Source organism: Pandoraea sp. XJJ-1 (genome assembly GCF_026802345.1).
Classification (GTDB): Bacteria; Pseudomonadota; Gammaproteobacteria; order Burkholderiales; family Burkholderiaceae; genus Pandoraea; species Pandoraea cepalis.
Genome location: NZ_CP113827.1, coordinates 1283076 through 1307750, shown reverse-complemented (window position 1 = coordinate 1307750; position 24675 = coordinate 1283076). Strand labels below are relative to the sequence as shown.

20 protein-coding genes are annotated in these 24675 nt (G+C 65.7%); 7 read left to right on the top strand and 13 right to left on the bottom strand.

Translation table 11 applies throughout. The features are described 5' to 3' along the window. The first annotated feature begins 223 nt into the window (after positions 1–223). Both trxB and OYT13_RS05990 read left to right on the top strand, forming a co-directional pair. Positions 224–1180: a thioredoxin-disulfide reductase gene (gene trxB / locus OYT13_RS05995; protein ID WP_026132246.1), complete on the top strand. Its 957-nt coding sequence runs from the start codon at positions 224–226 to the stop codon at positions 1178–1180. Positions 1181–1278: 98 nt separating this feature from the next. Then, positions 1279–1956: a Smr/MutS family protein gene (locus tag OYT13_RS05990; RefSeq protein ID WP_017235377.1), complete on the top strand. Its 678-nt coding sequence runs from the start codon at positions 1279–1281 to the stop codon at positions 1954–1956. A 221-nt stretch (positions 1957–2177) separates the two neighbouring features. Here the strand turns inward: OYT13_RS05990 and OYT13_RS05985 are convergent, their stop codons facing one another. The 5 genes from OYT13_RS05985 to OYT13_RS05965 form a co-directional block, all read right to left on the bottom strand. After that, positions 2178–2516 (bottom strand): P-II family nitrogen regulator, encoded by a 339-nt coding sequence (locus OYT13_RS05985; protein WP_150552012.1) that lies wholly within the window; start codon positions 2514–2516, stop codon positions 2178–2180. 87 nt (positions 2517–2603) lie between these two features. After that, entirely contained in the window at positions 2604–4706 is a 2103-nt protein-coding gene (locus OYT13_RS05980) for an NAD(+) synthase (protein WP_268567414.1), read from the bottom strand. A 155-nt stretch (positions 4707–4861) separates the two neighbouring features. Next, complete coding sequence (locus OYT13_RS05975) at positions 4862–5998, bottom strand: GNAT family N-acetyltransferase (protein ID WP_268567413.1); 1137 nt, start codon at positions 5996–5998, stop codon at positions 4862–4864. A 172-nt stretch (positions 5999–6170) separates the two neighbouring features. Further along, a complete protein-coding gene (ppa, locus tag OYT13_RS05970) occupies positions 6171–6698 on the bottom strand; it encodes an inorganic diphosphatase (RefSeq protein ID WP_150564321.1) in 528 nt (175 codons plus the stop codon). Positions 6699–6800: 102 nt separating this feature from the next. Then, positions 6801–7985: an alpha-hydroxy acid oxidase gene (locus OYT13_RS05965; RefSeq protein ID WP_268567412.1), complete on the bottom strand. Its 1185-nt coding sequence runs from the start codon at positions 7983–7985 to the stop codon at positions 6801–6803. 151 nt (positions 7986–8136) lie between these two features. Here OYT13_RS05965 and OYT13_RS05960 point away from each other — a divergent pair, with 151 nt between their 5' ends. Next, positions 8137–9012 carry an IclR family transcriptional regulator gene (locus OYT13_RS05960; RefSeq protein ID WP_268567411.1) on the top strand — a complete coding sequence of 292 codons (876 nt, stop codon included), beginning with the start codon at positions 8137–8139 and terminating at the stop codon, positions 9010–9012. Positions 9013–9050: 38 nt separating this feature from the next. Here OYT13_RS05960 and OYT13_RS05955 read toward each other — a convergent pair whose 3' ends face one another. The 5 genes from OYT13_RS05955 to OYT13_RS05935 form a co-directional block, all read right to left on the bottom strand. Then, a complete protein-coding gene (locus OYT13_RS05955; protein WP_268567410.1) occupies positions 9051–9962 on the bottom strand; it encodes a dihydrodipicolinate synthase family protein in 912 nt (303 codons plus the stop codon). 47 nt (positions 9963–10009) lie between these two features. Further along, complete coding sequence (locus tag OYT13_RS05950) at positions 10010–11716, bottom strand: ABC transporter permease subunit (protein WP_261939907.1); 1707 nt, start codon at positions 11714–11716, stop codon at positions 10010–10012. A gap of 99 nt (positions 11717–11815) precedes the next feature. Next, positions 11816–12961, bottom strand: coding sequence for an ABC transporter ATP-binding protein (locus OYT13_RS05945; RefSeq protein ID WP_261939008.1), 1146 nt, complete (start codon positions 12959–12961; stop codon positions 11816–11818). 45 nt (positions 12962–13006) lie between these two features. Continuing rightward, positions 13007–14050, bottom strand: a complete 1044-nt coding sequence (locus OYT13_RS05940) for an ABC transporter substrate-binding protein (protein WP_261939908.1) — start codon at positions 14048–14050, stop codon at positions 13007–13009. Positions 14051–14264: 214 nt separating this feature from the next. Then, on the bottom strand, positions 14265–15701 hold the full coding sequence (locus OYT13_RS05935; RefSeq protein WP_261939009.1) for an FAD-binding oxidoreductase: 1437 nt from the start codon (positions 15699–15701) through the stop codon (positions 14265–14267). 260 nt (positions 15702–15961) lie between these two features. Between OYT13_RS05935 and OYT13_RS05930 the strand changes: the two genes are divergently transcribed. From OYT13_RS05930 to OYT13_RS05915, 4 genes are all read left to right on the top strand, one after another. Then, positions 15962–17401 (top strand): aldehyde dehydrogenase family protein, encoded by a 1440-nt coding sequence (locus tag OYT13_RS05930; protein ID WP_268567409.1) that lies wholly within the window; start codon positions 15962–15964, stop codon positions 17399–17401. Positions 17402–17507: 106 nt separating this feature from the next. Beyond that, a complete protein-coding gene (locus OYT13_RS05925; RefSeq protein WP_150564313.1) occupies positions 17508–18266 on the top strand; it encodes an SDR family oxidoreductase in 759 nt (252 codons plus the stop codon). A 93-nt stretch (positions 18267–18359) separates the two neighbouring features. Further along, entirely contained in the window at positions 18360–19676 is a 1317-nt protein-coding gene (locus OYT13_RS05920) for an MFS transporter (protein ID WP_039830645.1), read from the top strand. Between the two features lie 168 nt (positions 19677–19844). Beyond that, the gene (locus OYT13_RS05915; RefSeq protein ID WP_268567408.1) at positions 19845–21353 is read left to right on the top strand and encodes an MDR family MFS transporter; all 1509 of its coding nucleotides are present in this window, start codon (positions 19845–19847) and stop codon (positions 21351–21353) included. A gap of 33 nt (positions 21354–21386) precedes the next feature. Here the strand turns inward: OYT13_RS05915 and OYT13_RS05910 are convergent, their stop codons facing one another. Genes OYT13_RS05910 through OYT13_RS05900 form a run of 3 tightly spaced genes read right to left on the bottom strand, consistent with a single transcriptional unit; the run spans position 21387 to position 24647 of the window. After that, entirely contained in the window at positions 21387–22559 is a 1173-nt protein-coding gene (locus OYT13_RS05910) for a heme biosynthesis HemY N-terminal domain-containing protein (RefSeq protein ID WP_150564311.1), read from the bottom strand. Positions 22560–22569: 10 nt separating this feature from the next. Further along, positions 22570–23733, bottom strand: coding sequence for a uroporphyrinogen-III C-methyltransferase (locus tag OYT13_RS05905; RefSeq protein ID WP_261939013.1), 1164 nt, complete (start codon positions 23731–23733; stop codon positions 22570–22572). Beyond that, positions 23730–24647 carry a uroporphyrinogen-III synthase gene (locus tag OYT13_RS05900; protein WP_268567407.1) on the bottom strand — a complete coding sequence of 306 codons (918 nt, stop codon included), beginning with the start codon at positions 24645–24647 and terminating at the stop codon, positions 23730–23732. Before OYT13_RS05900 ends, OYT13_RS05905 begins: the two co-directional genes overlap by 4 nt. Positions 24648–24675 lie beyond the last annotated feature (28 nt).

The window sequence follows — 24675 nt, the reverse complement described above, 5'->3', positions numbered from 1 at the left end:
AAGCCGTAACGCCGGGCCTCACCGCGGCCTTCGGCAGACGGCCGCGACCGGGCGCTCGCCCGCCCTGGTGGCGCGCGGGCTATCGCGTCGATTGCAAGAGTCGATCAACGAAACGACGTCGGCCCCTTATAATGGCGGTTTGCGCCAATCCCCGCGCCGCGCCATCGCGGTGCAGGATCGGATCGGGCGCCAGCCCCCATCCCTTTCCGGTGAGTTCTCGTTCATGTCCGTTGCCAAGCACGCCAAAGTCCTGATTCTCGGTTCCGGCCCCGCCGGTTACAGCGCCGCCGTCTATGCCGCGCGCGCCAACCTCAAGCCCGTGCTGATCACAGGCATCGCCCAGGGCGGCCAGTTGATGACCACGACGGACGTCGAGAACTGGCCCGGCGACCCGACCGGCGTGCAAGGCCCCGAGCTCATGGCCCGCATGCAGGCCCACGCCGAGCACTTCAATACCGAGATGATCTTCGATCACATTCACACGGTGCATCTGAATGAGCGTCCGCTGCGGCTGATCGGCGATTCCGGCGAATACACCGCCGATGCCCTGATCATCGCCACGGGTGCCTCGGCACAATATCTCGGCCTGCCGTCGGAAGACGCCTTCTCGGGCCGCGGCGTGTCCGCCTGCGCCACGTGCGACGGCTTCTTCTACAAGGGCAAGGAAGTCTGCGTGGTCGGCGGAGGCAACACGGCCGTCGAAGAAGCGCTGTACCTGTCCAACATCGCCAGCAAGGTCACCGTGATCCATCGTCGCGACAAGTTCCGCGCCGAGCCGATCCTGATCGACCGTCTGCTGGAAAAGGCCAAGCAAGGCGCAGTCGAACTCAAGTACGACACTGTGCTCGATGAAGTCACCGGCGACGACTCGGGCGTGACCGGCATCCGCATCAAGAACGTGAAGACCGGCGCCAGCGAAGCCATCGCGCTGCATGGCGTGTTCATCGCCATCGGCCACAAGCCGAACACCGACATCTTTGAAGGGCAGCTCGAGATGAAGAACGGCTACATCGTCACGCACAGCGGCCTGAACGGCAACGCCACGGCCACCAGCGTGCCGGGCGTGTTCGCGGCAGGCGACGTGCAGGATCACGTCTACCGTCAAGCCATTACCAGCGCCGGCACGGGCTGCATGGCCGCGCTCGACGCCCAGCGTTACCTCGAAAACCTCGACCAGTGACCGCTGAATGACCTGCGACGGCGCCCTCGCCACGTGAAATTTCATACGCTGGGGGCGCCGTTGTCGTTTGATCTCCCACCGACCTTGTTCGCACGACCATGAGCAAGAAGCCTCCCAGACTCGGCCTCGGCGATCTCGCCGGCCTGCGCGACGCGATCGCCAAGGATTCGGCCGCGCGCGAAGCTGAACGCCTGGCCGCAGCCAAACGCGCTGCGCAAGCCAAGCGCGACGCCAACGTGTTCCGCGACAGCGTGGGCGACATCGCCCCGATCGCTCGCAAGGGCGCGACCGATCGCGTGGAGCATCCGCGCCAGCCGCCCGAGCCGGTGGCCCGTCAGACGCAGGAAGACGAAGCGGCCGTTCTGCACGAATCGCTGTCGGACGAGTTCGACCCCGAAGCCCTGCTCGACACCGACGATCGCCTGTCCTATCGCCGCCCCGGCATCAGTCACGACGCCCTGCTCAAGCTGCAGCGCGGCGAATGGGTGGTGCAGGCGCAGATCGACCTGCATGGCATGCGTCGCGACGAAGCCCGCGAGGCGCTGTCCGCCTTCCTGAACGACGCCGTGAAGCGCGGCCTGCGCTGCGTGCGCGTAATCCACGGCAAGGGACTCGGCTCCGTGAACCGCGAACCCGTGCTCAAGGACAAGGTGCGAGGCTGGCTGGCGCAAAAGGACCAAGTGCTGGCCTGGGCGCAAGCCCAAGGACGCGACGGCGGCAGTGGCGCGTTGGTCGTTCTGCTCCAGGGCGCGCAGACGCGAGCACCGCGCGGCTAGTCCACGCGCCCCGGCGCGCGCCGAACACACCACGTCGCACGCCGCCGCACACGCCTCCGCCGTCGCAGGCGTGGCAAATGTCGCAAAGGTCATCGCCGCAACTTACGCGCCATCAACGCCAAAGGGCGACGCCGCCTGCGCAGTCGTCGCCCTCCTCCGTCCAGCCCTTTGCGTCTCGCCCCGCTCGCCGCCGCAACCTCGCGACGACGCCCGAGCCGGCGTCAGACCGCTTGCTCGCCCTCTTCTCCCGTACGAATGCGGATCACGCGCTCGACATCGGTCACAAAGATCTTGCCGTCACCGATCTTGCCGGTGCGCGCCGCGCTCAATACCGCGTCGATGACCTGATCGGCCTGTGCCGAGCCGACCACCACTTCGATCTTGATCTTCGGCAGGAAGTCGACCACGTACTCGGCGCCGCGATACAGTTCCGTGTGACCCTTTTGACGGCCGAAGCCCTTCACTTCCGTGACGGTCAGGCCGGTCACGCCGACTTCGGCCAGCGCTTCGCGGACTTCGTCGAGCTTGAAGGGTTTGATGATGGCAGTTACGCGTTTCATTGTCGCCTCGATATCTTGGTTGGATTGTTCTGAGAATTCGCCGGGCTATTGTACCGGTCCGCGCAAGGCGCGCCGATCACAGTATGCTCAGGCATGCGGGTCGTCGGGCACGGTGTCCAGGTCGGCGAGCCACACCACCGACTCCGAATCGCTCGGTGCCCGCCAGTCGCCGCGCGGTGAGAGCGACCCGCCCGTGCCGACCTTTGGCGCGTTCGGAATGCACGACCGCTTGAACTGACTGGTGCGGAAGAACCTGTCCAGAAAAATGCGCAGGTTTCGCTTGATCGCCACCAGATCGTACGCGTGATGCGCAACGTGTCCTTCGTCCGGCCAGCGTCCCGTCGACGCGTCGTGCCACGCGCTCCACGAGAGAAACGCCACCTTGCGCGGTGCGTAGCCGAAACGCAGCGTGTAGTAGAGGTTGAAGTCCTGCAACGCGTAAGGCCCGATGAAATGCTCGGTGCGCTGTTCCGGCGCGCCGTTGGCCTTGCCCGGTACGAGTTCCGGGCTGATTTCCGTCTCCAGGATATCGATGAGCACGTTGCGACGCGATTCGGCGTCCTTGCCTGCCTTGCTCGCGGGCTTGGCCGACGCCGCGCCGCCCAACTGCCCGGTTTCCGCCACCCATCGCACGAGGTGCATGATGAGCGTCTTGGGCACGCTGGCGTTCACGTTGTAGTGCGACATATGGTCGCCGACGCCGTACGTGCACCACCCCAGTGCCAGTTCGCTCAGATCGCCGGTGCCGATCACGATCGCACCCAGGTGATTCGCGAGCCGGAACAGATGATTGGTACGTTCACCGGCCTGCACGTTCTCGAACGTGATGTCGTAGACTTCATCCCCCCGCGAAAACGGATGGTCGAGGTCTGCCAGCATCTGCATGCAACTCGGGCGGATGTCGATCTCACGCGCCGTGCAGCCTACCGCCGCCATCAGCTCGCGCGCCTGTCGCAGCGTTCGCTCGCTCGTGGCGAAACCGGGCATGGTGTAGGCAAGGATGTTCGTGCGTGGCAGCCCGAGCCGATCCATGACCTTCGCGCACACGAGCAGCGCATGCGTCGAATCCAGGCCACCGGACACCCCGATCACGACCTTCTGAATCTTCGACGAGGCCAGACGCTGCATCAGCGCCTGCACCTGGATGTTGTAGACCTCGTGGCAGCGCTCGTCGCGACGACGCGGGTCGGACGGCACGTACGGGAAGCGTTCGATGGCGCGCGCGAGCGGCAGCTCGGCGTTGCGCGGCATCGCGACATCGACCTTGATGGTGCGAAAGCGCGCCACCTCGTCGGCATGGCGCCGCACCGACACGCCGAACGTCGTCTGATGCATGCGCTCGCGCGCGAGCCGCTCCAGATCGACGTCCGCATAAATCAGATGCGAGTCGCTGGCGAAGCGCGCCGACTCGGCCAGCAGGTCGCCGTTCTCGTAGATGAGCGCCTGGCCATCCCACGCGAGATCAGTCGTCGATTCGCCCTGCCCGGCCGACGTATACAGATAAGCGGCGAGGCATCGCGCCGACTGTTGCCCGACCAGTTGGTGGCGATAGGCCGACTTGCCGACGACCACGTTAGATGCCGACAGGTTCACGAGTACCGTCGCGCCCGCCAGCGCCGCGAACGACGACGGCGGCACGGGCACCCAGACGTCCTCGCAAATCTCGCAGTGAAAGCGCAGCAACGGCTGGTCGGCCGCCTCGAAGACGAGCGCACCGAACGGCACCTCGTCGCCAAGCAGTGTCACCGTGTCGACGCCCGCGTCATCGGCCGCGTTGAACTGACGCGCTTCGTAGAACTCGCTGTAGTTCGGCAGGTAGGTCTTGGGAACCACGCCATGCACGCGTCCGCGCGCGACGACCACTGCGCAGTTGAACAGGCGTTGCTGCACGCGCACCGGCATGCCCACGATCAGCGCGGCACCCAGTTCGCGGCTCGCCGCCACGATGTCGGCCAGCGCCACGTTGCAGGCGTCGAGCAATGCACGTTGCTGGAACAGGTCTTCGCAGCTATAGGCGGGAATGCCGAGTTCAGGGAAGGCGACGAGCACGGCGCCCGCGGCATCGGCCTGCTTCGCGAGCGCAATGGTCTGCGCGGCGTTGTAGGCAGGATCGGCGACACGGCATTGCGGCACTCCGACGGCCACACGCGCGAAATCGTGATTGTAGAGATTGAGAAATCGGTTGGTCATGTCGGCGGCTACGAGGCATCGTCCCTGTGCCGATACGATGGCAGACGAAGGCACCATGGGCCGTCGCCCGCCCGGCGCGAGCGGCGGACGTGAGGATCACCAGTATATTACGCGCGACGCCACCATGCCGGGCGACGGCGCCGGGTGCTACGGCGTCAGGATGCCGGGCGTTTGAACGGCGTGTGGGCCTCCAGCTCGCCGATATGCTCGTCCATCGCCGAGGTCTCCGCATCGAGAAACTCGGCAATGGCGTCGGCGAAGCGCGCATCTGCAATCCAGTGGGCCGACCAGGTAGGCGTGGGCAGGAGACCGCGCGACATCTTGTGCACCCCCTGCGCGCCGCCCTCGAAGCTGCGCAGCCCATGCGCGATGCAATATTCGATGCCCTGCGCGTAGCACGTCTCGAAGTGCATGCCGGACACGAATTCGGTCGTGCCCCAGTACCGTCCATACATCGTGTCGCCACTCACTACATTGAGCGCGCATGCCAACGGCTCGCCGTCGCGCTCCGCCATGACGAGCAACAGCGTGTCGGGCATCGCCGAATGCCACTGATCAAAAAAGGCGCGGGTCAGATACGGCGCATTCCAGTGTTCGCGATACGTGTTGTCGTAGCACTGATAAAAGAAATCGAGCGCGGCTTCGTCGATGTCGGCACCGCGCAGCCACCGGTACGTTACCCCGGCATCGCGCACGCGCCGGCGATCCTGTTTGAGCTTCTTGCGCTTTTCCTGATTCATCTGCGCGAGAAACTCGTCGAACGAGGCGACGCCCGGGTTCTCCCAATGAAACTGCACGCCTTCGCGCAGCGCATAGCCCGCCTCGGTGAGTGCCGCCAGATCGTCGTCATGCGCGAACAGCACATGAATCGACGACAACTCGAGCTGCTTCGCGAACGCGATCGCGCCGCGTGCGAGTGCGACCCGGTCGGCGTGGGTGCGCGCCAACAGACGCGGCCCCGTCACGGGCGAGAACGGCACCGCGCACAGTAGTTTCGGGTAGTAGTTCAGGCCATGACGCGCAAATGCCTCGGCCCATGCGTGATCGAACACGTACTCGCCGCGCGAATGCGATTTGACGTAGAGCGGCATGGCCCCCACGAGGCTATCGCCGGCCTGCATGAGCAGATAAGCCGGCTGCCAGCCGGTGCGTTTCGACGCGCATCCGCTCGTATGCATCGCATGCAGGAACGCGTGCTGCACGAACGGGTTGCCGCGCGCGAGCGCGTTCCACGCGTCGGGCGGCACGTCTTCAATCGATTGCACTACACGGATGACTACGTCGCTGCTCACCGCTCACCTCGTCTGCAAACCCGTGGGCCGACGTTGCGGCCGCCGGCATTGATCCATCGAACTGGCAGCCATTGTCGCCGAACTTGGTGCAGCTTTCAGCGGGCAACAAAAAAACCCGGCACACGGCCGGGCTTCTATAGCGTTGACGAGCGACGCCGCAGGCGAAAATCGCTTACTTCTTGGCGTTGGCCACGCCATCGACGATTTCCTTGTGGGCAGCTTCAACGCCTTCCCATCCCTCGATCTTGACCCACTTGCCCTTCTCGAGCGCCTTGTAGTTCTCGAAGAAGTGCTTGATCTGATCCTTCAGGTAACCCGGCACGTCGTCGATCGACTTCATGTGCGCCGTCATCGGGCAGATCTTGTCGACCGGCACGACCACCAGCTTGGCATCCACGCCCGACTCATCGGTCATGTTGAGCAGGCCCAGCGCGCGGCAGCGCACGATCGAGCCAGCCAGCAGCGGGAACGGCGTGACGACCAGCGCGTCGACGGGGTCACCGTCACCGGACAGCGTTTGCGGAATGAAACCGTAGTTGGCCGGGTAACGCATGCCCGTACCGATGAAGCGGTCGACGACCAGCAAGCCCAGTTCCTTGTCCGCCTCGTACTTCACCGGGTCGCTTTGCGCCGGGATCTCGATGATGACGTTGAAATCGTTGGGGATGTCCTTGCCGGCAGGCACGTGGTTGAAGCTCATGATGGCATTCCTGTGTATGAAAAAGGGCACGCCGCCGCACGGCGTTCGCGCCCGCCAGCCTGCCGGATGCCACGCCGCCCGACGGCAATCGGGCGCGGAACATTATAGCGGGTTTGCCTGATTCGCCTGTATTGACGGCAGCCGGACCAGCCGCTGCGACGTGAGGTCGCGCACGCTTGCACAGCCCAGCAGTTGCATCGTCGTGTGCAACTCGCCCAGCAACAGCGCGAGCACCCCGGCCACGCCCTTGCCGCCACAGGCCGCCACGCCATACAACGGCGCACGGCCAAGCAACACCCCCTTGGCCCCCAGCGCAACGGCCTTGGCCACGTCGGCGCCACGCCGCACGCCGCCATCGACAAACACCGCCATCGCGGACCCGCGAGCGCTCACCGCATCGACGATCGGCGGCAGCGCCTCGAGCGGCGCGAGCGTGCTGCCCAGTTGCCGCCCGCCGTGATTGGACACGACGATGCCATCCGCGCCGTGCGCCTGCGCCAGTCGGGCGTCCTCCACGGTCTGGATGCCCTTGACGAGCACTTCACCGGGCCAGTGACGGCGCACCCAGGCCAGATCGTCCCAGCCGAGCGACAGATCCATCTGACGGCTCAGCACCGCCGCATGTCGCGCCAGATCCGCACGCTCGCCCACACTCCTGGCGACGTTGCACAGTTGCGGCGCGCCATGGGCCAGCATCTGCCAGCTCCAGTGCGGATGCCGCATGCAGTCGGCAATGAGCCGCGGCGTCATGCGCAACGGCAGTTTGAAGCCGTTGCGCGTGTCGTGATCGCGCTTGCCATGCACCGGCGTGTCGACCGTCAACAGCAGCGTGCGGAAACCCGACTCACGCGCGCGGCCCATCATGCTTTCGGCAATGCGACGGTCCTGCTGCACATAGAGCTGGAGCCACATCTCGCCGTCGGGCACCGCCGCGCGAACGTCTTCCAGCAGCGACGTCGATGCCGTCGACAGCACGAACGGCAGCCCGGCATCGGCGGCCGCGCGGGCGAGCCGCTCATCCGCCTTCGGCCAGAACAGGCCGTTCAAGCCGGTCGGCCCCACGGCCATCGGGGCGGCGGCGTCACGTCCCCAGAACGTTGTCGCGCTCGAACATTGCGACGTATCGGTCATCACGCGCGGCGCAAAGCCCCACTGCGCGAACGCATCACGGTTGCGGCGCAGCGCGTCGCCGTCTTCCGCCCCACCCTCCAGGTAATCGAACGCCAGCTTCGCCAGACGCCGCCGAGCGGCCCGGCGGTAATCCTCCACGCAAGAAAACGCGTGCATTGCTCCCCCCTATCCTCAAATGCCCCCGTGGCAGCCGCCACGCGGTCTCAATGCGTGTCCCACAACGCGACGTGCCGGCAATTCGTCACTTGCACACAAACAATTGCATTACAATCACAATCGTTACAATCCGAACATATTGGTGCATTCCATGCCGCGCTTGCCCGCCCGGTCATCCGGCCGTACTGAAGACGCGCCGGCCGCCACGCCAGCCAAATCCGCCAGCGTGTCGGACGCTGCGCCGTCGACGCCCCGCTCGTCGCTCTTCGTCGGATCCACCGAAAAGACGTTTCAGGTGCTGCACGCCTTCGACGGCCCGGCGCGCTATATGACGCTTGGCGACATCGCCAAGGCGGCAGGGCTCGATCGCAGCGCCACACAGCGGCTCGTGCACACCCTCGAAGTGCTCGGCTACTTGTTTCGCGTGCCCGAGACCCGCACCTACGGTCTGACCACCAAGGTGCTTCAGTTCTCATACAACTACATTCGCGCGAACGATCTCGTCGAGAAAGCCGCGCCGTATCTCCTGGACATCTTCCGCCGCGTTGGCGAGACGACCAACCTGCAGGAGCTGGACGGCCATGAGATCGTGTACATCGCGCGCTTTCCCGGTCAGCATCTCGTGAATATCGGCATCGTCGTCGGCGCCCGTCTGCCGGCAATGTTCACCGCCTCCGGCATCGCCATGCTGTCGCGCCTGCCCGACGCACGCGTGCGGGAAATCCTCGCGAATACGTCGCTCGAACCGATGACGCCGTACACCACGACGGACGAGAAGAAGCTCCTCGAACGCATCCAGACGGCTGCGCGACGCGGCTACGCCATCGTCGAAAGCGAAACCGTGATGGGGGACATCTCGGTCGCCGCCCCCATCACCGATCACGATGGATACGCCGTCGCGGCCATCAACATCTCGGTGCCGACCTCGCGCTGGACACGCGAGCGCGTTGAGGCCGAACTCGCGCCGCACGTGCAGGTCGCCGCCACCTCGATCTCGAAGTCTCGAATCTCGACCTTCCGCCGCTGAATCTCGCCAGCGGCGGAAGGTCAAGACCGCGTCCGGCCTCAGCGGCCCTCGAAGATCGCCAGTTGCTTGGCCAGTTCCTCGCGCAATTGGGCCGACAGCGCCGGTGCGGGCGGCACCAGCGGAGCGAGCATCGCCGGCGCGTCGACGCCGATCAGGTCCATCACCGACTTCATCGGCCCCGGGTTGGTCTCGGCAAACGCCAGGTTCATCAGCGGAATCAGCGAGCGGTGCAATTCAAGCGCGTCGGCCGTCCGGCCTTCCGACGCGAGCATGAAGATGCGCTGCCATGCGCTCGGCAATAGCGATGCGGTCACCACGATGCCGCCGCGAGCGCCCGCCGCCACATGCAACGGGAACAACGTGTCTTCGCCACTCAGCACGGCGAACGACGCATCGATGCCCGCGATCGTGCGCAGGAAATGCCACATGTCGGTGTTGCAGGCCTTCATGCCGATGATGTTCTCGTGGCGCGACAGCTCGTGCAGCACTTCCGGGGCAATCGCGATGCGCGTGCGATACGGAATCTCGTAGATCAGGATGGGCACCGGCGACTCGTCGGCATAGCGCAGGAAGTAGTCGCGGATACCGGCTTGCGTCGGGTTGGTGTAGTACGGCGTGAGCACGAGCAGGCCGTCGGCACCCGCTGCCGCGAAGTCGCGACCGGCTTCGATGGCGTCGTGATAGCCCGGGTCGAGCACGCCCGCGATCACCGGCACGTCGCGGCCGTGCGCCTTCACTTCCTGTGCCGTGAGTTCGGCCATGCGCACGCGCTCGGCGCGCGAGAGCGCCCCATACTCGCCGGTGCCGCCGAGCGGCACCACGCCGTCGATGCCCTGCCCCAGCAGATACCGCATCAGCGCGCGCGCCGCATCGGTGTGAATCGTGTCGTCGGCGTTCACCGGCGTGGGAATCGCCGGCAGAATGCCCTTCAGTTGTGCAGAGCGAAGCATGTGTTAAACGTCCGTGAATCGTGAGTTCGGTGAAATCGGATACCGCATCAGGTCGCGAGGCTGCGCCGGCGCAAGCGCTCGGCCACCCAGATGAGTGCGGCGATAAATAGGAACAGGCACGTGGAGACCGCGGCGATCACCGGCGAGATCTGCATCGTGATCTCGTCCCAGAACTGCTTGGGCAGGGTGGTCGACAGGCCGCCCGACGTGAACAGCGCAATCGTGAGTTCGTCGAACGACGTGGCGAACGCGAACAGGAACGACGAAAGCAGGCCCGCGCCGAGAATCGGGAACGTCACGCGGCGCAGCGTCGCCCACGGACGCGCCCCCAGGCTGTAGGCCGCCAGGTCGAGGCGCGTGTCGTAGTTGCGCAGTACCGCCATCATCGTGATGACGACGTACGGCACGGCCACGACGGTATGCGCGAGGGTCAGCCCGACGCTGGAGCCCACCAGACCGATCTTGGCAAAGAAATAGAACACGCCCACGGCCAGGATCATGCGCGGCACCACGATGGGGGCGAGCACGAACGCGAGCATCGCCGACTTGCCGCGCATGCCACCGCGCACCAGCAAGAACGCGGCCGGCGTGCCGATCAGCATCGACAACAGCCCCGCACCGATCCCGACGAGCATCGAGCGCGTGACCGCCTGCATCCACAACGGGGAATCCCAGATCTGCTGATACCACTGCAGCGAGAAACCCTTCGGCGGCCAGGCCAGGCCGGACGCCGAGTCGAACGACATCGGAATCATCAGCAGCGCCGGTGCGGCAAGAAACACCACCAGCAGGACCACAATCGCACGCAGCACGCGCCCGTCGCCCTGCTCGCCCTTGTGACGCGGCATCGCACGCAACAGCAGATCGGTGGCACGGCCCAGCGCCGAGAGCACCGTCTCGCCCAGCGCCCGGCTCCATCCGCCGCGCCGCTTGCCGGTCTTGACGTCGCCCGCGCCGCCGGCCATCGTCGACAGCCCGACCAGGCGGTCGTAGACGAAGAACACCACCAGCACCACGGCGAGCAGCAGCACCGAGATCGCGCCCGCGAAGCCCCAGTTCAATGCCTGCATCACCTGATCGATGATGAGCTGCGTAATCATCGTGTCGTGACGACCGCCGAGCAGCGTCGGCGTAATGAAGAAGCCGATCGACGTGACGAACACCATCAGCGCGCCGGCGGCTACGCCCGGCAGCGACAAGGGGAAATACACCCGCCAGAACACGGTGCCGGGGCGCGCGCCCAGCGTCGATGCCGCGCTCGGCAAACGACGGTCGATGTTCTCCATGACGGAGAGCATCGTGAGCACCGCCAGCGGCATGAGTGCATGCACCATGCCCAGCAACACGGCCGGAAAACTGTAGAGCAGCGAGAGCGGCGCATCGATCAGACCCAGATCGAGCAACGTTCGATTGATCACGCCGTTGCGGCCGAGCAGCACCACCCAGGCAAACGTACGCACGAGAAAACTCGTCCAGAACGACAGCAGGAGCCAGAACAACAACCGCTGCTTGCGCGCGCCGCTCAGTGTCGAGAGCCGATATGCAATCGGATAGCCCGTGAGCACCGCGAAGAAGGTCGTGTATAGCGAGACCTTGAGTGTGATGAGCAACACCTCGACGTACACCGACGAGGCGAACAAGCGCTGATATTCGGCGAGCGTGAAGCCGCTCTCGCCGCGAATGCTCAGTAGCAGCAGTTGACCGACCGGATAAATCAGCATGACCGCCAGCAGAATGACGATGGGCGCGGCCATGAGCAGCGGGCGCAGGCGCGCACGCCAGCGGGCCCGGCGCGGCGCCGGCTGAGCGGGACGGGACGACGAAGGACGAACCACGGCGGATGCACTCATCGCTTACCCCGCGATCGCCACGGCGTCATCGGCACGCCATGCGAGGCCGAGCGTCTGCCCGATCTCGAAACGTTTGCCACGACGATGTGTCGGGAACGACGCCACGAGCGACTTGCCTACGCCGCCCCCCTCGCCCACCGCCCCGCCCATCACCGACGACTGCAGGTACAGCTTCGTCATGCCGCCCGTGACCATGATGTCGGTGAGCTTCGCCGAGATCGTCGCCACGCCATCGCGGTGCGCGCCATCGCCGCCGACGGCGCCATCGTGGATGTGCAGGTTCTGCGGACGCAGCAGCAGCTTGACCGCACGGCCCGGCTCGACCATGGGGTCATAGACCATCGCGCTGGCGCCCTGCGCACCTTCCACGCCCGGCATCGCCACGCGCACCTGATCGCCCGCACGCTCAAGCACGGTGGCGTCGAGCAGGTTGGACTCCCCGAGGAAATCGGCCACGAACACGCTCGACGGACGGAAATACAGGTCGTCCGGCGTGCCCAGTTGCGCAATTTCCCCGGCGTTCATCAGGCAGATGCGATCGGACATCGTCATCGCTTCTTCCTGATCGTGCGTCACGTACACGATGGTGGTGCCGAGTTCGCGGTGAATACGCTTGATCTCGAGCTGCATGTGATCGCGCAATTTCTTGTCGAGCGCGCCCAGCGGCTCGTCCATCAAAATGATCGACGGCCGGTAGACCATGCAACGCGCGAGGGCGATGCGCTGCTGCTGCCCCCCCGAGAGTTCGCGCGGATAGCGCTCTGCCACATGCGGCAGATGCACCATCTCCAGCGCGTTCATGACCATCTTGCGAGCGGCCTGTGCGTCGGTGCGACGCATTTGCAACGGGAATGCGATGTTCTCCGCCACGGTCATGTGCGGGAACAGCGCGTAGTTCTGAAACACCATACCGATGTCGCGCTCGTACGGCGCGCCGTACGTGACATCGGTCCCATTGATGCGGATGGCGCCCGCATCGGGCTGCGACAGACCCGCGATGAGCGAGAGCAAGGTGGTCTTGCCCGAGCCGCTTGGGCCGAGCAAGGTCAGGAATTCGCCCTGGGCGACATCGAGATCGGTCGGGGCAAGCGCGACGAAATCGCCGTAGCGCTTGGACAGACCCGACACTTGGAGATTGGCAACGGTCATGAGATCAGCACCCTAGAATGCATGAAACGGAACGGCAGGTGAGGATCAGGTCAGGATCCAACGGTTGAAACGCTCGAGCGCCACGCTCTGGTTCTGCTGCCAGAACTTCGCGTTGATCTGCACGCCACTCTTCATGTTCTCGGGGAACGTCGGGCAGTGCTTTGCAATCTCGGGCTTGACGTAATTGAACGCCTCGGGCTGCGTCAAACCGGCCGGGAAGAACTTGGTCAGTTCGGCCTGACGCTTCGGATCGCTCACGAACTTGATGAACTCGCGGCAAGCACCGGCATTCGGCGTGCCCTTGAGGATCGACCAGTTGTCACACCCCCAGATGTTCTGGTTCCACACGATCTCCACGGGCGCGCCGTTGGCCTGCGCCGACTGCGCGCGCGAAGCCCACGTGGCCACCATGTCGACTTCGCCCGAGCCCAGCATCTGTTCGAGTTGTGCGCCAGTGGTCCACCACACGTCCACATGCTTCGCAATCTTGTCCAGGCTCTTGAATGCACGGTCGAAGTCGCACGGATAGACCGACGCAGGCGCCACGCCATCGGCCAGCAGCGCTTCTTCGATCGTGTCGAACGGGTACTTGCGGATGGCGCGACGGCCCGGAAAATCCTTCACGTTCCACAGATCGGCCCACGACGCCGGCGCCTTGCGGCCCTTGAACGCATCGGTGCGATAAGCGAGCACCGTCGAGTAAATGTTGGTCCCCACGCCAAACGGCGACATGTACTGCGAGGGAATCTTCGCGATGACGGGGTCCGACTCGAGACCGTGACGCTCCAGGTACTCCTTGCCGCCCCCGGTCAGCAGCAGAATCGCGGGCTGGCTGATCTTGGCCATGTCCCACGTGTAGCTGCCCGCCTCGACCATGCTCTTGATCTGCGCGGTCGGCTCCGCGTTGGCCTGCACGCCCACGACCTCGATGCCCGTCGCCTTGGCGAACGGCTTGTAGAACACGGCGTCGTACGCCTTGTTGTAGATGCCGCCATCGTCGCGCACGACGATGCGCTTGGTGGCGGCGCGCGAGGACGTCCACACGAACGGGAACGCCACGGCGGCGGCACCTACGAGCGCCGTCTTCATGGCCGTGCGGCGGCCCGGCTGTGCGAGCGACGCAGCGTCGTTGTCGGCGTGGGTGTCAGCGAGGTCAACGGTATCGAGCGGGCTTGCGAAGGGCTTGCGTTTCATCTTGGTCTCCGGTCTTGACTGGGAGGGTGGGCGCGGTGGCGGTGTGCGACTTCGGCACAGCCGCCGCGCGCGCGGTTATGGCAAAACAAACAGCAATGCGTGAAATGACTCAGGGAACGAGACGTCCCGGATTGAACAACTGCTGGGGGTCGAGCGCCGCCTTCACGGTGCGCATGAGGGCGAGTTCGGCCGGCGCCTTGTAGCGCTGCATGAGCGGCAAGCCCGTCTGCCCGACGCCGTGTTCGGCACTGAACGTACCGGAGAGCCGTGCGGCCACGTCGTTCACACAGGCGCGCAGGGTGTCGGCCATCGACGCACTGTCGGCAAGCGCCGCCCACGCGGCAAACGAGAACATCGGGATGAAGTGCACGTTGCCGTCGCCCATATGGCCGACGATGGCGATGTCGAGCCCCGGCACGACGGCGTGCACGGCGCGCGTGGCGGCATCGATGAATTCGGACACGCTCGACACTGGCACGGCGCAATCCGTCGTGAGCCCGACGGTGGTCTTTTTGTTGGCTTCGCTCACGCTGTGGCGCACTTCCCAGAGATCGGCGCGCTGCGTGTCGTTCGCCGCGATGACGGCGTCTTCGACCAGCCCTTGCTCGATGGCCTCGCCCAGCGTCTGCGTCAGCACGGCTTCGAGCCCTTCGGCGTCGCGCGTGTCGCTCAGCTCGACCAGCACATGCCAGGCATGCGCGTGCGCGAGCGGATTGCGGCGATTCGGCACGTTGGCCAGCACCAGATCGAGCTGGTGACGATTCATGATTTCAAAGGCCGACAGGCGTGAGCCGCAAGCGCTCTGGAACCTACCGAGAATCTGTTGCGCGGCGGCGGGATCGCGCGGCGCAAACCACGCGAGTGCATGCTGCGTGGGCAACGGATGCAGCTTGAGCGCGGCGGCCGTGATGATGCCCAGCGTGCCCTCCGCGCCGATGAACAGATGCTTGAGATCGATACCGGTGTTGTCCTTGCGAAGCGCGCGCAGTCCCTCCCATACCGTGCCGTCCGCCAGCACGACTTCCAACCCCAGCACGTTCTCGCGCGTGTTGCCATAGCGCAGCACGCTCGTGCCGCCCGCATTGGTCGAGAGCGTGCCGCCAATCTGACACGACCCTTCGGCGCCGAGGCTCACCGGATACAGGCGTCCGACGCCAGCCGCCGTCTCCTGCACAGTTTTCAGGATGCACCCGGCTTCGACGACCATCGACCCGTTGGCCGCATCGACCTGCCGAACGCGACGCATGCGCGCCAGGTTCAGAATGACAGGCGCCGGGCCGTCGGTTGGCGGCACCGCCCCGCCGCACAGGCTCGTGTTGCCGCCCTGCGGCAGAATCGGCACGCCCGCGGCGGCACACAACCTGACGACGTCGCTCACCTGCGCGGTGGTCGAGGGCAGCACGACACACAGCGCCTCGCCCCGGTAACGGCCCCGCCAGTCCTCCGTGTAACCGGCGGTATCGGGCGCATCGCTGAGCACGGCCTGGGCACCCAGCGCGTCTCGCAACCGAGGGATCAGTGTTTCTCGCGTCACTGCGTCGTTCATTGCCTGCGGACTCCTGAATACTTCCGTTCGACGTTGTCGCCACGGCGCGCAGAAGCGCAGGCGGCGAGCGATGGGGGCACGCCAGATGTCCGTCTGGCGATTCATTACGATCAAGGATAGGTGATAAAAAATTGCAATAAAATCTCTTTAATTACAATGCGATCAATTTAGGTGTTTGTGCGGATGTGACGCATGCGACGGTCAACGCCCTCGCGAGTTAAGTGATAATGAGGGCCACCCCCACACGAGGTGACGTTGTCATGCCCGAAGCTACACACTTCATCGGCAACCAATGGGTCGCTCCCGCGAAGAGCCCGACGATTCCCGTTGTTGATCCTTCCGACGGACAAGTCTTTAGCCAGATCGCCCGCGGCGACGCCGAGGACATCGACCGCGCCGTGAGAGCGGCGCGCTCGGCCTTCGACGGCGACTGGGGCCGCACCAGCGCCGCCGAGCGGGGCCGCGTACTCTACGCAATGGCGAACGTGCTGGCCCAACATCACGAGGCATTGGCACAGCTCGAAGCGCGCGACACCGGCAAGCCGCTCAAGCAGGCGCGCGCCGATGCCGCCGCCATCGTGCGCTACTTCGAGTTCTACGCCGGGGCCGCCGACAAGCTGCACGGCGAGTCGATCCCCTACCAGCCCGGCTTCACCGTGTTCACTGTGCGCGAGCCGCACGGCGTGACCGGTCACATCATTCCGTGGAACTACCCGCTGCAGATCTTCGGACGCAGCGTGGCGGCGGCCCTCGCGACCGGCAACGCCTGCGTTGTCAAGCCGGCCGAAGACGCCTGCCTGTCATTGCTGCGCGTCGCCGAGCTGTCGATCGACGCCGGGCTGCCGCCGGGCGCGCTCAATATCGTGACCGGATACGGCGCCGAGGCGGGTGCGTCGCTCGCGCGGCATCCGGGCATCGATCACATCTCGTTTACCGGCTCGCCAGCGACCGGCACGCTGATCTCGCAGATGGCCGCGGAAAACCATACGCCCGTCACGCTCGAACTCGGCGGCAAATCGCCGCAGATCGTTTTCGCCGACGCCGACATGGACGCCGTGCTGCCCGTCGTGGTCAATGCCATCGTGCAGAACGCCGGACAAACGTGCTCCGCCGGCAGCCGTCTGCTCATCGAGCGCGACGCCTACGAGCGCCTGCTCGCGCGTCTGGCCGAGGCGTTCGCACATCTGCGCGTGGGACCGTCTCGGGACGATCTCGATCTCGGCCCGCTGATCAGTGCGCGCCAGCAGCAACGCGTGTGGGACTTCCTGTCCGAAGCGCAGCACGATGGCATTGCGGTGATGTCGCAGGGTGAAGTCGTCGGCAGTGCACCGGAAACCGGGTTCTATCAGGCCCCCACGCTCCTGCGCGACGTTCCCGCCGCCCATCGCCTCGCCCGCGAGGAAGTGTTCGGTCCGGTGCTCGCCGCCATGCCGTTTGTTGACGAGGCCGACGCCGTGCGGCTGGCCAACGGCACGCCCTACGGTCTGGCCGCCGGGGTCTGGACGCGCGATGGCGCACGCCAGATGCGCCTGGCACGCGACATTCGCGCGGGACAGGTCTTCATCAACAACTACGGCGCGGGCGGCGGCGTGGAGCTGCCGTTCGGTGGGCGGAAGCACTCCGGCCACGGACGTGAAAAGGGCTTCGAAGCCCTCTATGGCTTCACGACACTCAAGACCGTGGCCATCCGGCACGGTTGATTCGCAGGACCGGTTGCACACTCCCTGATCTAGATCGCGGCGAAGCATCGAGCGCACGCCCTGTGTCCGACGCTTCGCCATCCCCAGGCACTTCGGGAGACAAGGCATGCGTTTGCAAGAGAAAGTGGCCATCGTCACGGGCGCCGGTTCCGGCTTCGGCGAGGGCATTGCCAAGACGTTTGCGCGCGAAGGCGCCGCCGTCATCGTGAACGATCTGAACCGCGAGGCCGGCGAACGCGTGGCCGCGGACATCGCCAAGGCCGGTGGGCGCGCGGCGTTCGTATGCGGCGATGTGTCCCGAGAGGACGATCACGTCACCCTGCTGGGCGAAGCCGTCACGCGCTTCGGCCATCTCGACATCGTGGTCAATAATGCGGGCACCACGCATCGCAACAAGCCACTGCTCGAAGTCACCGAAGCCGAGTTCGATCGCGTCTATGCCGTGAACGTCAAGAGCATTTTCTGGAGTGCGCGCGCGGTCATGCCGTACTTCCTGCAGCGCGGCGCCGGTGTGATGATCAACATCGCGTCGACGGCGGGTGTGCGACCACGTCCGGGACTCGTCTGGTACAACGGCAGCAAAGGGGCCGTGATTACCGCGAGCAAGGCCATGGCCGCCGAGTTCGGCCCGAAGAACATCCGCGTGAACTGCGTCAACCCCGTCATCGGCGATACCGGATTGACCGCCGAATTCATGGGCGTGCCGAACACCCCCGAGAACCGCGCCAAATTCCTCGCCGGGATTCCGCTCGGGCGCTTCTCCACGCCGCAGGACATTGCCAACGCCTGTCTCTACCTCGCCAGCGACGACGCCGCATTCATCACCGGCGTGTGCCTGGAGGTCGACGGCGGACGCTGCATCTGATCGACCCATCGTTTTTGCAGTCGGTAATCCCGTAGTTGTCGCACTCACACCATAACGACAGACAACACCACGTCAAACCGGAGGAGCTTCCGTATGAACAGCGTTCCCACGCCCCCCTCGCCCATGACCGATGCGTCGTCGGCCGACTTTGAAGCGGCCACCTACCGCAAGGTCGGCTGGCGGCTGATTCCGTTTCTACTGCTGTGCTATGTGGTCGCGTATCTCGACCGGGTCAACGTCGGCTTCGCCAAGCTGCAGATGGTCGGCGACCTGCAATTCTCCGAGACCGTGTTCGGTCTCGGCGCGGGTATCTTCTTCTTCGGCTACTTCCTCTTCGAAGTGCCAAGCAACGTGATCCTGCATCGCGTAGGCGCCCGCGTGTGGATCGCGCGCATCATGATCTCGTGGGGCATCATCTCGGGCGCGACGATGTACGTCACCTCGCCACAGATGTTCTACATCATGCGATTCCTGCTCGGCGTGGCCGAGGCGGGCTTCTTCCCCGGCATCATCCTGTACATCACCTACTGGTATCCGGCCTCGCGGCGCGGACGCATGACCGCCTGGTTCATGACGGCCGTGGCGTTGTCCGGCCTGATCGGCGGACCGCTCTCGGGCTGGATCCTCAAGGACATGAGCGGCGTGAATGGCCTTGCCGGTTGGCAATGGATGTTCCTGATCGAAGCGATCCCGTCGGTGGTGATCGGGCTGATCGTGCTGGTCGTGCTCGACGACCGCATTCGCGACGCCAAATGGCTCAACGATGCCGAGAAGTCCATGCTCGAGCGCAACATCGCCAGCGATGTGCTCAGCAAGGAAGACCTGCCGCTGCGCCGGGTGTTCTCCAGCCCCCGCGTGTGGATGATGAGCCTGATCTACTTCTCGTTCGTGATCGGCCTGTACGGTGTGGGCTTCTGGCTGCCGACGATCATCAAGGGCACGGGCGTGACCGATCCGCTGCAAATCGGCCTGCTTACGGCCATTCCGTATTTCTTCTCGGTGATCGCGATGGTCGTGGTCGGGCGTCGCTCCGATCTGCGCGGCGAGCGTCGCTGGCACATTGCAATTCCGGCGTTCGTTGGCGCTATCGGCCTGTTCCTGTCGACGACCTGGAGCCACAACACCCAGCTCGCCATGGTCGCCCTGACGCTGGCAACGATGGGCATCATGATCGTGCTGCCGCTGTTCTGGAGCCTGCCCACGGCCTTTCTGGGCGGCACCGCCGCCGCGGCCGGTATCGCGATGATCAACTCGCTGGGCAATCTGGCCGGTTTCGTGGGCCCGTACCTGATCGGCTTTCTCAAGGACGCCACGCACAGCACCAACAGCGGCATGTTCCTGCTTACGATCTTCATGATTCTGGGCGGACTGCTTACGCTGGCCGTGCCCGCGCGGCTCGTCAACCAATGACGGGTACGGCGGGATCGGCTGACGAAACCGCATCTCGCCGGGCAAGACCACCCCGCCACGGGGCCGCTGGCCGGGTCGCCACCGTGGCCATCCGTTGGGAGTAATATATTTCGCATCGAAAAGGCCGTCCTTGCCGGGACGGCCTGTTTTTTGCTCCCAAAGATCCGCATGCCCGCCAACGACTCTCAGACGACGCCGGCCGGCGTCTCGCTCACCCCCACCGAGGTCAAGTCGATCCTCTCCGGCCTGCTGCTCATCATGTTTTTGGGCTCGCTCGACCAGACCATCGTCGCGCCCGCCCTGCCGACCATCGCCCGAGACCTCGGTAGCTTCGACGCCGTGTCGTGGGTCGTCACCGCTTATCTGCTCTCATCCACGGCCATCACCCCGATCGTCGGCAAGCTCTCCGATCTGTTCGGACGACGCGTCGTCATCGCCGTGAGCGTGGCCGTTTTCCTCGTGGGGTCGGTGCTGTGCGCGCTGGCGCCGAGCATGCTCGCGCTGATCGTGGCGCGCGGCGTGCAGGGGCTGGGCGGGGGCGGCCTCATCGCGCTGTCCAATACCGTGATCGCGGATATCGTCTCGCCGCGCGAGCGCGGCCGATATCAGGGATATATCTCCGGCATGTTCGCCGTCTCCGGCGTGGCGGGTCCCATCACCGGCGGGGTATTCGCTCAGTACCTGAACTGGACGCTCATCTTCTGGATCAATCTCCCGCTCGGCCTGCTCGCCATCTACCTGAGCGACCGCGCACTGCGCCACCTGCCCCGTCGCGAGGGCAAACCCAGCATCGACTATCTCGGGTCGGCGCTGCTCATCGCCGCGACCGTCTGCCTGCTGCTGGCGCTCACGTGGGGCGGACATCGCTACGCCTGGGTGTCGATGCCCATTGCAAGCCTGCTCGCTGCGAGCGTGATCGTGGGGGCGATCTTTCTGCGCCACCAGCGGGCGGTGCGCGAGCCATTGCTACCGGTGGCGTTGCTTGCCAATCCGGTGTTCCGGATGACATCGACGATGGCCGTGCTTGTGATGATGGTCAACATCAGTATCGGAATCTACGTGCCGCTTTATCTTCAGTTGCAGCGCGGCGAATCGGCCAGCCGTTCGGGGCTGATGCTGATCCTGCCGTTGCTGGGCATCGTGGTGGGGGCGCTCAGCGCGGGACATTACATGCGCGCGACGGGGCATTACAAGCGTCCGCCACAGATCGGCCTGCCCGTGGCGTTGCTGGGACTGACGACGATTGCGCTCGGCGTGCAGTCGCTGCCGCTCTGGGTCGTGGGGCTGTGTCTCGGACTGGTGGGGATCGGCTTCGGCTCGGCCATGCCGGTGATGACCGTGGCGACGCAAAATGCCGTTGCACCGCGCGACATCGGCATTGCGACGGCCGCACACGCGTTCTTCCGGGCGCTCGGCGGGATGATCGGCGTCGCGATGTTCGGCGCGCTCATCGTCGGGCTGTTGGTCTCGGCAGACGGCGGCGCACCGCGCGAACTGACCGACTTCCTTCGCCCAGGCGGCGCACCGCCCGGGATGGAAGATCATGTCCGGCTCGCCTTCGGCGCCTTCTTCGGTGGTAGCGCCCTCATTGCCGCGCTGGCCATCGTCGCGCTCGGCCGCTTGCCGGAACTGCCGTTGCGTCAGAGTTCGGGGAACGAAGCAACGGCCATCGAATGACGATGCGAGCCTGACGGCTCGCTCGCCAGCCATTTACGCGCTCGCGCAGGCCCGATAGTGGCGGTTGGCCAGTTCCATCTGCTCGAGCCCCTCGAAGAGTTGCGCCAGCGCCAGATGCACGCGCTGTTGCAGATGCCGGTCGTCGGTATGACGCAGTGCCCCTTCGAGGAACGTCTGCGCCTTGCCCCACAGCCGCTGGTGCTGGCACAGCTTGCCCAGTGCGAAGAGCAGATCGGGATCGTTCGGATGTCGCTGCTGCCACGCCTCGGCCTTCTGGATGAGCGGCAGGGCATCGCCGCCGGCACAATCGGCATAGCGGCGCAGCAGACGCGGGTCCCAGTGCTCGGCCAGCGCGGCCTCGACGATATCGCGCGCCTCGCGCAGGCGGTCGAGCGAAATCAGCAACTCCGCCGCGACATCGGCGATGCGCGCCGACGTGCGCGCATCGGCCGGCAATTCATTCCAGCACTTGAGCAGCGCGTCGGCATCGTGGCGGTGATCGCGCAGAATGCCCTCGCTGGCCGTCTGCTTGAGCTTGGCCGCCAGCGCCGGATGCAGCGCTTCGCGCTTTTCCAGCACCTTGAGCAGCGCCAGGACCTCGGGCCAATGCTTCAGGTGTTGATGTGCTCGCAGGGCGACCAACTGCGCCTGCATGCGGCGCGCGCCCTGCGCCCGCATCTCGGTCAGGGCTTCGAGCGCCCCTTCCGCATCACGGGTATCGACGCGCAACTCCGCCGTCTGCAACAGACGCGCCTCTTCGAGGTTCGCCCCCTGCGCCTCGGCCAGCCAGCTGTCGCGACGCGCAAACTCGCGCATACGATGCGCCGCGCGCGCCCCGATGATCGCCGCCACGCCGCGATTGTCGTCCTGCTCGGCAGCTTCGCGCGCCGCTTTCTCCGCCCGCGTGTAGCGACCGGCGAAGAGATTCGCCACGGCATCGCGCAACGCGATGTTCGCGCGACGGCTGCGTTGGCGATTGCGGTAAGCGGCCACGCGCTCCGGCATCTTGTAGATGTTGCGCAGAATACGAATGACGACGTACAGCGCAACGAACAAGGCCAGCAACGCCAGCACAAAAAGGTTCAGCGATACGTCCACACGGTACGGTGGCACGAGCATCACCACCTGTCCGTGATTGAATGTCGCCAGCACGGCAAAGCCGGCGGCGACGGCGAACAGGAGCGTTAACCAGATCAGTCCTCGCATGCCCGGCTCCTTACGGCTTGTCCTTGACGTCCTTGACCTGACCGATGGCGGTCAGGCTGGCGTCAAGGGTCGGCAGTTCGATCGTGCGCGAACCCGCGTCGACCTGGTCGAGCAACGTTTTCACGGCGGCGATGCGACGCGACTTGGCGTCGAAATACTTATCGAGCGCGGCCTCCGCGACCACCACGTCGCTATGCACAGCAGACGCGTTGCGCGCAAGCAGCGCCAGTCGCGCATTGAGCAGGCGCAGCTTGAGATTCGCCCGCAGGAACGCGCCCTGCTCCGGCGCCACGAGCATGACGTCCGGGTCGTCCAACCGGCGGACCTGCACCAGTTGCTTGAGGCTGCCCAGCATCTCCGAGGACAGGCGATGCCACGTCGCGATCCAGCCCGCTTCGCTCACGCCGCCCGCACCGGCCGCGCCCCCCGCCGCCGACGTCGGGTCGACGCGCCGCTCCTCGGCCTGCAACGGCAACGTGTCGACCATGGCAATCGCCTGATCGAGCTTGCCGGTCAGTTGCGGCAAATCGGCCGCCGGCACGGCCTTGAGCCGGTCGATGTCCTTCTTCAACGCGTCGCGCACGCCCGCGAGCTGCGGTGCGCCGGAGCGTGCCAGGCGAGCATCGGCACCCTCCAGCGCAATCAGCGCGCCGCGAACGTTGCCGGTGAGCTGCAATTGTTGATTCGCACTCGTGACGATCTGCTCGGTCTCGGCGAGCACCCATTCGTCTCGGTTGTGCGCCAGATCCTGATAGAGCTGTTCGAGTGCGGCCTGCTGGCTGCGCGAATCGGACACCCGCCCTTCGAGCGCCGTGAGCCGGTTTTGCAGATCGCGCTGATTGTCGAGTGCCTGCGCCGTTCGCACCTGCGCCTGCATGACCTGTGCGTCGCCCGTCTGCTGACGGCGCGCCATTTCCTGCTGCACGCGGTCGAGCTTCTGGTTCAGCGACCAGCCGCCGATGCCGGCCCCGGCCGACACGAGCACGAAGAGCAGCCAGGGCAGCGCGGCCCCCGACCCTCGACGCCGAGGCGGCGGCTCGGGCGGCTGCCATGCGGGCGGACTACCCGTCGTGCCATAGGGGGCACCGCCGGCCGTGGTTGCATTCGACGCCGCCGGGCCGGTCGACGCCGACGGGTTCTGGGAAGACTCGGGAACGCGATTATCTGTCGTCATGCTTTGACTTGAATGGGATCCGCCCATGTTTTGAGTGCCGCCAACAAGTTCTCGTCGCCGGGCGTGCATTGCGTAATCCTATCAAACCCCGCAGCCCGCGCGGCATCTGCGATGCGTACATGCGACGTAAAGCACCGCGCCGCCAGGATTTGCGCCAGCACCTGCGGGGTGCCCGGCGTGTGGATGCCATCGCGCGTGCCGTAGCGCGCAGCGAGCTGCGTGGCCAGATGACGCACCGCCTCGGAGCTGGTCAGCACCCAGGCGCAACGCTCCGGCGAAGCCAGCCGGGCTTCCAGCGCGGCCCACGCGGCGGCGTCCGGCGCGGGCGCCCGACGCGTGTAGGCGCTGACGAGGTCCACCTGCGCGCCACGGGCGCGCAAGGTGTCAGCCAGCAGTTCGCGACCGCCGTCGCCCCGCACGATCAGCACGCGGCGCCCTGCCAGCGAAGCGAGGTCGAGTTGCGCGAGGAGCGCTTCCGAGTCGAACCGTGCCGCCGGACCGCCCGGCGGCACGATCACCCGATGTCGTGGCGCGGCGATGCCGGCGTCGGCCAGCGCCTGCGCACTCCCTGGGCCGACCACCGCCACCGGCAATGCCGCGGGCCACAAGTCGCCCACGTGGATACCGACATCGGTGCGGTCGTCGCTCGTTCGATGATCGAGGGATGCCAGAAGCGCCAGCCGAGCCAGGCCATGCGTCACGGCGTTGGGCGAGACGAACACCGCCAGCGCGTAGGACGCCAGCGAGCGCAATGCGCGATCAAGCGCCGCCAATGTGTCCGGGTCGGCCTGCGCGGCAATGTGCAGCAGCGGGAATGCGAGCGTGTCGATGCCTTCTGCGCGCAACGCGCGGGCAAGCGCATGGGCTTGTCCGTCGGGGCGCGTCAGGATGGCGCACGGCGAGCGAGGCGACATTGCCCCACCGGCAAGGCGCCCGCAGACG

What these genes read in the sequence shown, in the direction of transcription:
- OYT13_RS05910 (WP_150564311.1), bottom strand. Translation starts at nt 22,559, where the DNA reads ATGCGAGGACTGATCTGGTTAACGCTCCTGTTCGCCGTCGCCGCCGGC.
- OYT13_RS05940 (WP_261939908.1), bottom strand. Translation starts at nt 14,050, where the DNA reads ATGAAGACGGCGCTCGTAGGTGCCGCCGCCGTGGCGTTCCCGTTCGTG.
- ppa (WP_150564321.1), bottom strand. Translation starts at nt 6,698, where the DNA reads ATGAGCTTCAACCACGTGCCTGCCGGCAAGGACATCCCCAACGATTTC.
- OYT13_RS05965 (WP_268567412.1), bottom strand. Translation starts at nt 7,985, where the DNA reads ATGCACGCGTTTTCTTGCGTGGAGGATTACCGCCGGGCCGCTCGGCGG.
- OYT13_RS05930 (WP_268567409.1), top strand. Translation starts at nt 15,962, where the DNA reads ATGCCCGAAGCTACACACTTCATCGGCAACCAATGGGTCGCTCCCGCG.
- OYT13_RS05950 (WP_261939907.1), bottom strand. Translation starts at nt 11,716, where the DNA reads ATGGCCGCGCCCATCGTCATTCTGCTGGCGGTCATGCTGATTTATCCG.
- OYT13_RS05920 (WP_039830645.1), top strand. Translation starts at nt 18,360, where the DNA reads ATGAACAGCGTTCCCACGCCCCCCTCGCCCATGACCGATGCGTCGTCG.
- OYT13_RS05945 (WP_261939008.1), bottom strand. Translation starts at nt 12,961, where the DNA reads ATGACCGTTGCCAATCTCCAAGTGTCGGGTCTGTCCAAGCGCTACGGC.
- OYT13_RS05935 (WP_261939009.1), bottom strand. Translation starts at nt 15,701, where the DNA reads ATGAACGACGCAGTGACGCGAGAAACACTGATCCCTCGGTTGCGAGAC.
- OYT13_RS05905 (WP_261939013.1), bottom strand. Translation starts at nt 23,733, where the DNA reads ATGACGACAGATAATCGCGTTCCCGAGTCTTCCCAGAACCCGTCGGCG.
- trxB (WP_026132246.1), top strand. Translation starts at nt 224, where the DNA reads ATGTCCGTTGCCAAGCACGCCAAAGTCCTGATTCTCGGTTCCGGCCCC.
- OYT13_RS05985 (WP_150552012.1), bottom strand. Translation starts at nt 2,516, where the DNA reads ATGAAACGCGTAACTGCCATCATCAAACCCTTCAAGCTCGACGAAGTC.
- OYT13_RS05990 (WP_017235377.1), top strand. Translation starts at nt 1,279, where the DNA reads ATGAGCAAGAAGCCTCCCAGACTCGGCCTCGGCGATCTCGCCGGCCTG.
- OYT13_RS05925 (WP_150564313.1), top strand. Translation starts at nt 17,508, where the DNA reads ATGCGTTTGCAAGAGAAAGTGGCCATCGTCACGGGCGCCGGTTCCGGC.
- OYT13_RS05915 (WP_268567408.1), top strand. Translation starts at nt 19,845, where the DNA reads ATGCCCGCCAACGACTCTCAGACGACGCCGGCCGGCGTCTCGCTCACC.
- OYT13_RS05980 (WP_268567414.1), bottom strand. Translation starts at nt 4,706, where the DNA reads ATGACCAACCGATTTCTCAATCTCTACAATCACGATTTCGCGCGTGTG.
- OYT13_RS05900 (WP_268567407.1), bottom strand. Translation starts at nt 24,647, where the DNA reads ATGTCGCCTCGCTCGCCGTGCGCCATCCTGACGCGCCCCGACGGACAA.
- OYT13_RS05955 (WP_268567410.1), bottom strand. Translation starts at nt 9,962, where the DNA reads ATGCTTCGCTCTGCACAACTGAAGGGCATTCTGCCGGCGATTCCCACG.
- OYT13_RS05960 (WP_268567411.1), top strand. Translation starts at nt 8,137, where the DNA reads ATGCCGCGCTTGCCCGCCCGGTCATCCGGCCGTACTGAAGACGCGCCG.